Origin of the sequence: Tychonema sp. LEGE 07196, assembly GCF_963890365.1 — a bacterium.
Lineage (GTDB): Bacteria > Cyanobacteriota > Cyanobacteriia > Cyanobacteriales > Microcoleaceae > Microcoleus.
The window spans coordinates 1-9,091 of record NZ_CAWPRX010000109.1 but is presented as its reverse complement, the minus strand read 5'-3'; the positions used below and the strand labels follow the sequence as shown (position 1 = coordinate 9,091).

The 9,091-nt window shown below is 46.4% G+C and carries 9 protein-coding genes; 5 read left to right on the top strand and 4 right to left on the bottom strand.

The window, feature by feature from the left end:
- Positions 1 to 178 precede the first annotated feature (178 nt).
- Positions 179 to 763 (top strand): Uma2 family endonuclease, encoded by a 585-nt coding sequence (locus tag AACV78_RS13475; RefSeq protein WP_194012395.1) that lies wholly within the window; start codon positions 179 to 181, stop codon positions 761 to 763.
- Between the two features lie 135 nt (positions 764 to 898).
- Here the strand turns inward: AACV78_RS13475 and AACV78_RS13470 are convergent, their stop codons facing one another.
- Positions 899 to 1,960 (bottom strand): mannose-1-phosphate guanylyltransferase, encoded by a 1,062-nt coding sequence (locus tag AACV78_RS13470; protein WP_194012396.1) that lies wholly within the window; start codon positions 1,958 to 1,960, stop codon positions 899 to 901.
- 741 nt (positions 1,961 to 2,701) lie between these two features.
- On the opposite strand from AACV78_RS13470, the gene AACV78_RS13465 reads away from it, so the two are divergent.
- Together AACV78_RS13465 and AACV78_RS13460 are read left to right on the top strand one after the other, a co-directional pair.
- Positions 2,702 to 5,326, top strand: a complete 2,625-nt coding sequence (locus AACV78_RS13465; protein WP_339383625.1) for an endonuclease MutS2 — start codon at positions 2,702 to 2,704, stop codon at positions 5,324 to 5,326.
- Between the two features lie 291 nt (positions 5,327 to 5,617).
- Positions 5,618 to 6,559 (top strand): DNA-methyltransferase, encoded by a 942-nt coding sequence (locus tag AACV78_RS13460; protein ID WP_194012398.1) that lies wholly within the window; start codon positions 5,618 to 5,620, stop codon positions 6,557 to 6,559.
- Here the strand turns inward: AACV78_RS13460 and AACV78_RS13455 are convergent.
- The 3 genes from AACV78_RS13455 to AACV78_RS13445 form a co-directional block, all read right to left on the bottom strand.
- On the bottom strand, positions 6,522 to 7,076 hold the full coding sequence (locus tag AACV78_RS13455) for a hypothetical protein (protein WP_228052139.1): 555 nt from the start codon (positions 7,074 to 7,076) through the stop codon (positions 6,522 to 6,524). The genes AACV78_RS13460 and AACV78_RS13455 overlap by 38 nt on opposite strands.
- A complete protein-coding gene (locus tag AACV78_RS13450) occupies positions 7,063 to 7,275 on the bottom strand; it encodes a helix-turn-helix domain-containing protein (protein WP_194012399.1) in 213 nt (70 codons plus the stop codon). Before AACV78_RS13450 ends, AACV78_RS13455 begins: the two co-directional genes overlap by 14 nt.
- Positions 7,276 to 7,414: 139 nt before the next feature.
- Positions 7,415 to 7,765: a hypothetical protein gene (locus AACV78_RS13445; RefSeq protein WP_194074413.1), complete on the bottom strand. Its 351-nt coding sequence runs from the start codon at positions 7,763 to 7,765 to the stop codon at positions 7,415 to 7,417.
- Between AACV78_RS13445 and AACV78_RS13440 the strand changes: the two genes are divergently transcribed.
- Both AACV78_RS13440 and AACV78_RS13435 read left to right on the top strand, forming a co-directional pair.
- Positions 7,659 to 8,264 carry a DUF3038 domain-containing protein gene (locus tag AACV78_RS13440; RefSeq protein WP_194012402.1) on the top strand — a complete coding sequence of 202 codons (606 nt, stop codon included), beginning with the start codon at positions 7,659 to 7,661 and terminating at the stop codon, positions 8,262 to 8,264. The two genes, AACV78_RS13445 and AACV78_RS13440, sit on opposite strands and share 107 nt — an antisense overlap.
- 105 nt (positions 8,265 to 8,369) lie before the next feature.
- A partial coding sequence (locus AACV78_RS13435; protein WP_339383622.1) for a DUF4335 domain-containing protein occupies positions 8,370 to 9,091 on the top strand: 722 nt, incomplete at its 3' end.

Genomic DNA, 9,091 nt, shown 5'->3' with positions numbered 1-9,091 from the left:
GTGTGGGGGAGGGCGATCGGTTTTTGGCCGCAGCATTAATCCTCATGTTAATATACAGTTCAAGCATACATAATATTTTTATGATTAAATTTATTGAGTTTAAAAGTTGTGTCAAAGACTTGAATGAGTAAGTTATTACCAGCCAAATTTTTAATGTGTTTCAAACCCTATAAAAAACATGATTGCCATCCAATCTCCTGCAACCTCGATCGAATTATCCATCAACTTAACTGACGAGCAATTTTTTGAGCTTTGTCAGCACAACCGCGATTATCAATTTGAACGTACAGCATCAGGGGAATTAATTATTATGTCACCAACAGGCAGTGAAACTAGCATACGCAATGCCGATTTAACATCTCAACTTCGAGTCTGGAACCGTGAAACTAAACTGGGAGTTGTATTCGACTCTTCTGGAGGCTTTAAACTTCCCAATGGGGCCGATCGCTCTCCTGATGCCTCTTGGGTCAAAAAAGAACGCTGGGATGCTTTAACACCGGAACAAAAAGACAGTTTTGCTCCTTTGTGTCCAGATTTTGTGGTCGAGTTGCGCTCGAAGACTGATTCGTTGAAAAAGCTGCAAGAGAAAATGCAAGAATATATAGATAACGGTGCGAGATTGGGTTGGTTAATTGACAGGCAAAATCGGCGGGTAGAAATTTATCGCCCCGGTCAAAGTGTGGAAATTCTCCAAAATCCTGCCACTGTGTCGGGGGAATATGTACTGCCTGGTTTTGTGTTGGATTTAGCAGAAATTATGTAAATAGTTGACAGATGCGAGTTGCGTCACTAAAATTTCCTAGGTTCGTAGTAAAGACTTTAGTCTTTCTGGCTTTATTGAGTAAGAAAAAACTGAAGTCCTGACTCCGAACCTGTTTTTTTATTGCGGTGCCGCCCTTTACAACAAATCTTTCAATTTATCATCTTCTCCCAACACTTTAATCACCTGTTTAATCTCCTGCGTCCTGTCCTTTTTCACAATTAAAGTCACATTCCCATCCCTGACAACTACCACATCTTCTAAACCAATGGTCACAATCACTTCATTGTCATCCGCTGCATAGAAAATGCTTTCCTTGGTATCAATTCCGACGTGTTTTGCTAACTCGACATTCGGCTTGTCTCCTTGCAGCAAACGCCCGATCGCATTCCAATCCCCCAAATCGTCCCAACTAAAGCTTACAGGCAAAACACAGGCTTTTTGCGTCTTCTCCATCAGCGCGTAATCAATGCTAATTTTTGGCAATTCCGAGTAAGCAGCAGCACCTTTTGCTTCCAAAGCTGCCATCATTTCCGGTACATGATTTCGCAATTCTGTCAAGACCGTACCGACTCGAAATACGAATATTCCGCCATTCCAACTAAACTTACCGCTGTTTACAAATTCTTCGGCGGTGGCGCGATCGGGCTTTTCGGTAAATCTCGCCACCCGATAGGCCGGAAAACCGCCAAAACTGCCAATTTCCTCGCCTTGTTCGATGTAGCCGTAACCAGTGGAAGCATAACTCGGTTTAACACCCAAAGTGGCGATCGCATCCTGATTTCTCGCCAAATCCGCCGCCGCCTCCAAAGTCTTGACAAACTCCTCCGGTTCCCCAATCCAGTGATCCGCCGGGAAAAAACCAACAACCGCATCCTCACCGTAACGCTTCGCAGTTTCTATAGCAGTCCAAGCCACCGCCGGCGCAGTATCCCGGCCCTGGGGTTCCGCCAGCAAATTCTCTTGAGGTAAAAGCGGCAACTGTTCCCGCACCCCGTCGGCCAACATTTCCGACGTTACCACCCACAAATCCTCCCAACCGTTACCTAATTCCAAAAGTCTTTCCGCAGTATTCTGCAGCAAACTCTTGCCGCTACCGTCGAGACTCAAAAACTGCTTGGGGCGCTGTTTGCGACTCAGCGGCCAAAAACGTTCGCCTTTACCGCCGGCTAGAATCACAGGAATTAAGGTTCTACTCATTATTGAAAGTTTAGACAGTTCACATCTATTTTGCCTCGATATCCAAAGGCTGTTTGTAAAGAATTACTGAGAAAGATAGACTGTTGAGTGTTGAGTGTTGACTGTCTCGCTATCAACCTTGTGATTGCCCACATTTTTCAACCCGCATTGTCTCTCTTGTGCTTAACCGCGCGATCAATTTTGCCGCTCTCCAAACCAAGCAAATCAGCGCTCTCAAAAATTGTTACACTTAAAAAAGCCCTATCCAGAGCGCACAATCAATTGAATTCGAGTGTTTCTTTTCTCCCTAACACCCTAAGCTGTCCTGCATCTAGATTGTATGTGGCGATTCACCCCGATAGCTGCGCGATATTATACCAACTCCATAAAGTGCCGCTACAAATACGAGTTTTGCTTTAAGCCGAACAGCATTTAAAAGAGGATAGTAAGGTGCGGAGCGTACATAAATATTTCCCAGATAACGTAGGAGAAAATTTGAAAAATGGTATAATTGAGCGCCGAGACTAAAAACGGATGCCGGTCGCGACCACCGCCGTGGAAAGATCAAAATTTTAAAGCCTAGTTCAACCTCTCTTCCTCTGTGGAGTAAATCGAAAATGAAAAATCGACCCAGGGCGATCGCACATACTTTCTCAAGTTGCACGCGGAAACCATAAAAAACTTTAAAATAAAAAATACTGCCGTCAAATTCACCTTCTCGGTCAGCGCCTGGGAATGCCAATTACCAACACCACCTCAACTTTGATTCAAGCCGAAACACTAGAACTATTAGAATGGCCGCGCCTGTGTCAGCACTTGGCTACCTTCGCGGCTACCAAACTCGGCGTCGCCGCCGCCCTCGACCTCCAAATCCCCGAAACTCAAGCTCAGACAGCCGAACTCAAGGCGCAAACTGAAGAAGCTTATCAGTTAGAAAGCCGTCCTGGCGGTGCTTTGAGTTTTGAAGGAATCCAAGACATCGGCAGTGCCCTGCAGCGAGCCGAACTGCAAGGTTTGCTCGGCGGTGAAGAATTGCTGGCAATTGCTACCACCCTCGCGGGGGCGAGGCAATTGCGCCGGATCGTTGACTCTGCAACGGATGTGCCGATACTCAAAGAATTGGCTTCCCAATTGCGGACTTATCCCGAAATCGAGCAGGAAATTCATCGGTGTATAGACGATCGCGCTCGAGTAGCCGATCGAGCCACTCCTAAATTAGCAGGAATTCGAGTTCAAATGCGACAGTTGCGCGATCGCATTTATCAAATACTCCAAGGCATTTTGCAGCGACAATCCAACGCCGTCCAAGAACAAGTAATTACCCAAAGAAGCTCGCGCTTTGTCATTCCCGTCAAAGCTCCCCAAAAAGATGCCATACCAGGCATCGTTCACGACTCCTCCGCCAGCGGCGCGACACTGTATGTAGAACCCCACAACACAGTCAATCTCAACAACCAAATGCGGCAGTTGCTCCGGCAAGAACAAGCCGAAGAAGAAGCAGTTCTCCGCGCCCTCACCGAGCAAGTCGCAGCAGTAAAACCAGATTTAGACAGATTGTTGGTGGTAGTGACAACTTTAGATTTAGCTGCCGCCAAAGCCCGTTACAGTTTTTGGCTGCAGGCAAATCCTCCTAAATTTATCGAATTCCAAGAACCAGAATTAGCACCAAAAAATCCCGACCAATTAGATGAGGAAAATTTAGAGGAAGAAACGGCAGAAAATAGTCGATCGTTAATTCCCAATTTGCGATCGCCAATCACCCTCCGCCAATTGCGCCATCCTTTATTAGTTTGGCAGCAACAATACGAGCAAGGCTTTCCAGTCGTCCCAGTCGATTTAACCATCGGCCCCCAAATCCGCGTCGTCGCCATCACCGGCCCCAACACCGGCGGCAAAACAGTCACCCTCAAAACCTTGGGATTAGCAGCTTTAATGGCAAAAGCCGGAATGTTTGTCGCCGCCCGGGAACCCGTAGAATTGCCTTGGTTCGACAACATTCTTGCCGATATTGGTGACGAACAATCCTTGCAGCAAAGTTTGTCTACTTTCTCCGGCCACATCCGCCGCATCAGCCGCATTTTAGAAGTTTTGACTAATAAATCGGAAGGGGAAAGTGCAGGAGAAGGAGAAGGAGAAGAAAATTCCCAATTCCCAATTCCCAATTCCCAATTCCCAATTCCCAATTCCCAATTCTCAATTCCCAAATCTTTAGTTTTGCTAGACGAAGTAGGAGCGGGGACAGACCCCTCAGAAGGCAGTGCATTGGCGATCGCCCTATTGCAATATCTCGCCCAACATTCCCTATTAACAGTCGCAACCACACACTTTGGCGAACTCAAAGCCCTCAAATATCAAGACTCCCGCTTTGAAAATGCCTCAGTAGAATTTGACGACAATTCCATGCAGCCAACCTATCGCTTGCTGTGGGGAATTCCCGGACGTTCCAACGCCCTCACCATTGCCAAAAGACTCGGTTTGCTAGCATCCATAGTCGATGAAGCTCAAACCTATGTCGGCGGAGCTTCTGCCGATGTCAATCAAGTGATTGCGGGACTCGAAGCACAGCGCCGCAAACAGGAAACCAAGGCCAGAGAAGCAACTCAACTGCTGCACCAAACCGAAAAACTGCACAAAGAAGTTTCTCAAAAAGCAGCGGCTTTGCAAGAGCGGGAGCGAGACTTAAAAATTGCTCAGGAAGTGGCGGTAAACGAGGCAATAGGCACGGCAAAATCAGAAATTGCTCAAATCATTCGGCGCTTGCAGTCGGGCGATAAAACGGCTCAAAATGCCCAATTGGCGACAGATACCTTAAATCAAATTTCCCAAAAACATCTGCCCTCTCGGCAACAACCGGCAAAACCAAAACCGGGTTTTATGCCGAAAGCGGGCGATCGCATCCGCATTCCCAGCCTCGGCCAAACCGCCGAAGTCCTCAGCGGGCCCGATGCTAACGAAGAATTGAGCGTGCGGTTTGGGATTATGAAAATGACCGTCAAACTGGGAGAAATTGAATCCCTCGACGGTCAAAAACCGGAAACAAAAGCTCAACTAGCCAAGGTAGCAGCCCAAGCCCAAGCAATCGCTACGGCGAAAGCTAAGCAAGCAGCGGCGGAACCTGCAAAACCCAATCCCGAAATTGCTATTCGCACTGCTAATAATTCGATCGACCTCCGGGGTGCGAGAGTCTCAGACGCGGAAATCGAAATCGACAGAGCACTTTCCAAGGCTGTGGAATACGGAGTGCTGTGGATCGTTCACGGCAAAGGTACGGGACAGTTGCGGCGCGGGGTTCACGAATTCCTCGCTACTCACCCGCAGGTTTCTCGCTTCGAGCTCGCCAGTCAAAAAGAAGGAGGTGGAGGCGTGACGGTGGTTTATTTGAAATAGTCAGGATTTACGCATTTCCGGTTGACTCGTAATTATATAGAACCCATTTGACATCTATTCCAGACTTATTACCACAACTAGGTTTGGGCCGAATCAGTAGAATCCTAGATTTAGGCTAGAATAGTTGCCCTGTAAGGATTTTACAAAAGATGTCAAATGGGTTCTATAGTTGTATGCAGCAAAACAAGTCGCAAGTAACATATCATACTGATGCAACCGGAATGGATACTCAACTGCAAATGTGGCACAATTAAGAGTTTATTTCCCACTTTATTAACTGCCTGACTAATAATGAAAAAAACTCCCTCAAATGAAGTTTTGGTTGGCGACTGTCGTGAAGTGATGAAGACATTGCCAGAAAATTATATTTCTGCGTGTATCACTGACCCACCTTATAATTATGAATTTATTGGTCATAAATGGGATGACTCAGAAATTCAAAGGCGTATTGAAAGAGTCAATGGCAAGGGAAATAAAACCCTTGTTAAAAACATTCCCTATGGCAGTGGTTTAGCAGGTGGAGTCAGAAACGAAAAATGGTATCAAAGGAATCGTAACAATACTCTGGATTATGAAAAGTGGTGCTTTGAGTGGGGTGAGCAGCTTTTTCGGATCTGCAAACCGGGTGCGACAGTTTTAGTTTTCAACAGTACACGAACTGTTGCTCACGTACAAGTAGCACTTGAAAATGCTGGTTTCTATGCGAGAGATATTCTTGTTTATAAAAGATCCAGTGGTATCCCTAAAGGTGTCAATATCAAACAACAGTTCGAGAAGAAAGGATATGAAAATCCTGAACAATGGGATGGTTGGCACAGTTGTCTCAGGAATGAATGGGAAGCAATCTGCGTACTTCAAAAACCACTGATCAATAATTACTTGGAAACTTTACAGGAGTATGGTACTGGTGTATTTTATACTAAAGATCAGTTTGGTGGTTTTCAGTCAAATATTTTAGAAAGTATACAGCGTGAGAAAACCGAGGATTTTAACGTCCATTGTACAGTTAAACCAATTGCTCTAATGAGAAAGCTGGTCGAAATATTTGTACCGCGTTTGGAAAATTCTATTCTCATCGATCCTTTCGCAGGCTCAGGAACTACATTGCTGGCGGCGAAAGAATTTGGCATTAGGTATGTCGGTATTGAAATAGTACCTGACTATATAGAGATTATCAACAAGCGCCTTGATAGTTTTAGCGGTATACAGGGAATTCTCCCACTCTTTCAGTAAGAAATGACTTTAGATCGAACCCACTTATTGTTTGTATAAACTCAAAGGAAGCGTCCCCAGTGTAAACTTTCCAAGTCCCTGCTTGGCACGCTGTAATAGCTGCGGGCAAATTATCTTGTCTAAGTATTAAAAAAACTGGCTCGTAATTATAAGTACGAAGTAGTGGGCCATAAGATTTGAACTTTTTTAGTGTTCCAGAGTCTCCTGAGCCAATACGATATTTTGTATCTATTGCGTACCCATCAACAATCAAATCGCACGGCTCATCGCTGCCAACTTTAAATGCTGGCTGAAAACTACTGCAATATGTTTTACACGTTTCAGTAACTAACAATTGCCAACACATACCTAACTCACGTCCCCAATATTGCTTATTTTCTTTTTTTATTAGGGGAGAAATACCAAACACATCCATTAAAATATCGTGTTCTTCATTCTCTTCTACATAAATTTTTTGTGTAAATGAGTTCTGGTATCTTCCTAAAATTTCTTCTAGTCTTCTTTCAGTCATCATCAATTACCATATCCGCTAAACTAACGGATAATGCCTTAGCTATTTTGCTGGCATTAAGCAGCGTTATGTTTCTTTCTCCTCGTTCAACTGAGCCAATGTAGGTACGATGTAATTCAGATAGTTCTGCAAGCTGATCTTGGGAAAGATTTCTGAGCTTTCTGAAATATCTAACTTTTTTACCAAATTGCTCCGTAATATCCATAGATTGCGCCAGATGAAGCAATGACAACTATAATCTGACAGACTATAAGTAGCGACAGACTATAAGTAGCATTCGATGACGCTAAGAGTTTGGCCTGGATATAAGTTCCGAGAGTTTCAAAGCATTGATTTGATTTCGGTCACTTTGCGGCGTAGGATGGTTGGGGGTGAAAATGTTTGGGTTTTGCTGCGGTTGGGCGATCGAACTTGCAACCGCAACTTTCGACTAGCAAATCCGTCCTGCAGTTAGGATTGCCGGAATCAAACCAACGAGCTATGGAGACAAACTCACAGATATGCTTTTGTCCGGCGGCCGCAAAACAGTCATCACTGCATACTGTTCGATATCCTGCCTCAACCAGTCTTATTTCCCGTGCCCAAGCCATGCGCTCCACCGTAAAGCCCTCCGCTCCCACAAACCAAACAGGTTCATCTCCCAACTGGGAAGAATTGACCCAAAAAGCACCAGAACCTACCCAGTTGGACAACATTAAAGCCCAACTGGATTTAGTGCTGTTAGCCCTAGAAGCACTCGCACAAATTGGTTCAGACGCGATGCTCAAAGTAGCAGCCGAACTGAATTTAGAGCCAATGGTAGCCGATCGCGTGGCATTGTGGCGGCTGCGCCAATCTAATCCGCTGCGGAAAGGCCAGGGAGGGCGCAAAAAACTCGATGTGGAAGAAGCTCGATCGCTCGTTTTGATCGGCTGCAATTTAGCAAAACAGCACCAAGCTTTAATCCGCCGCGCTGTGGCTTTGCTCGAACAAATGGCAGAGCAAAACCGAGAACCTCACACAGTCGCTTTGCTAGGAGATTATATAGACAGGTTCAGCAACACCTATGCCGATCGCATGGAAGATGCAGAAAACCTATCGGCAAAAGAACTAACCAACCTAGCCCTCAAACTCCTGATAGATTTGCTATTTTACAGCAGTCCCGGCGGTCACAGACGGCTCTGGCTAGCTTTGTTAGACCGCGCTAAGAATTAAACAACAGTCAACAGTCAGCAGTCAACAGTCAACAGCCAACAGCCAACAGTCAGCAGTCAACAGTCAACAGCCAACAGTCAACAGCCTGTAGGGGCGGTGCCAAGAGTGCCCGCCCTCTTAACAGCCAACAGTCAACAGTCAACAGCCAACAGCCTTTCAGCTATGATTCGCAAACGGTACACGCCCCCTACTTGCACGCTGGAAATAACAGCCAAAAGTTCGCCTCTATCTCGCTGGGCGGGCCAGCCCGTATTTAAATCTTTAAATTTCGAGTTGCGGCTCGACGACCCCAGACTACCAGATACCGAACACGTTACTCTCAGGGGCGATCGCATTCAACTCGAAACCCTCCACGAAGCAGTCAGCAACTACGTCCAAAACTTGCTGGGCGAATCCCGCGATTGGGAAAGCAACCTCAACTCCCAAACAAGCCTAACCGCAAGCGATCCAGACTCGCCAGAAGTCGCGCGCCATGTCGTTACATTCGATCGACCAACCAACACATCCGAACCCGGAACCATCGCCCCAAACACTTCCTACCTGCCAGTTGGGCCCCGCCTAGAACCCCGCGGCTTGCTCGCCCACAACTTATTTTTAGGCACTTTAACCCCCGCAGAATCCGGGCCTGCAGTACACCTAAGCACCCTGCAACTGTTTGACTTAGCCACAGCATTAGATGACTGCGCCGCCGAAGCCATCGCCCTCCCCAACCTCAACCGCCAGCGCGGACGATCGCCCTCAGCAGCCGGACTCAAAGTAGCAGCCCTGCTGGTCGCTAGCGCCGGCCTGACGACAGGAATTATCAAAATGCTCGATCGACCCCCCAC

Coding starts and splice junctions, on each gene's coding strand:
- AACV78_RS13475 (WP_194012395.1), top strand. CDS start 179: ATGATTGCCATCCAATCTCCTGCAACCTCGATCGAATTATCCATCAAC.
- AACV78_RS13470 (WP_194012396.1), bottom strand. CDS start 1,960: ATGAGTAGAACCTTAATTCCTGTGATTCTAGCCGGCGGTAAAGGCGAA.
- AACV78_RS13460 (WP_194012398.1), top strand. CDS start 5,618: ATGAAAAAAACTCCCTCAAATGAAGTTTTGGTTGGCGACTGTCGTGAA.
- AACV78_RS13450 (WP_194012399.1), bottom strand. CDS start 7,275: ATGGATATTACGGAGCAATTTGGTAAAAAAGTTAGATATTTCAGAAAG.
- AACV78_RS13440 (WP_194012402.1), top strand. CDS start 7,659: ATGCGCTCCACCGTAAAGCCCTCCGCTCCCACAAACCAAACAGGTTCA.
- AACV78_RS13445 (WP_194074413.1), bottom strand. CDS start 7,765: ATGTTGTCCAACTGGGTAGGTTCTGGTGCTTTTTGGGTCAATTCTTCC.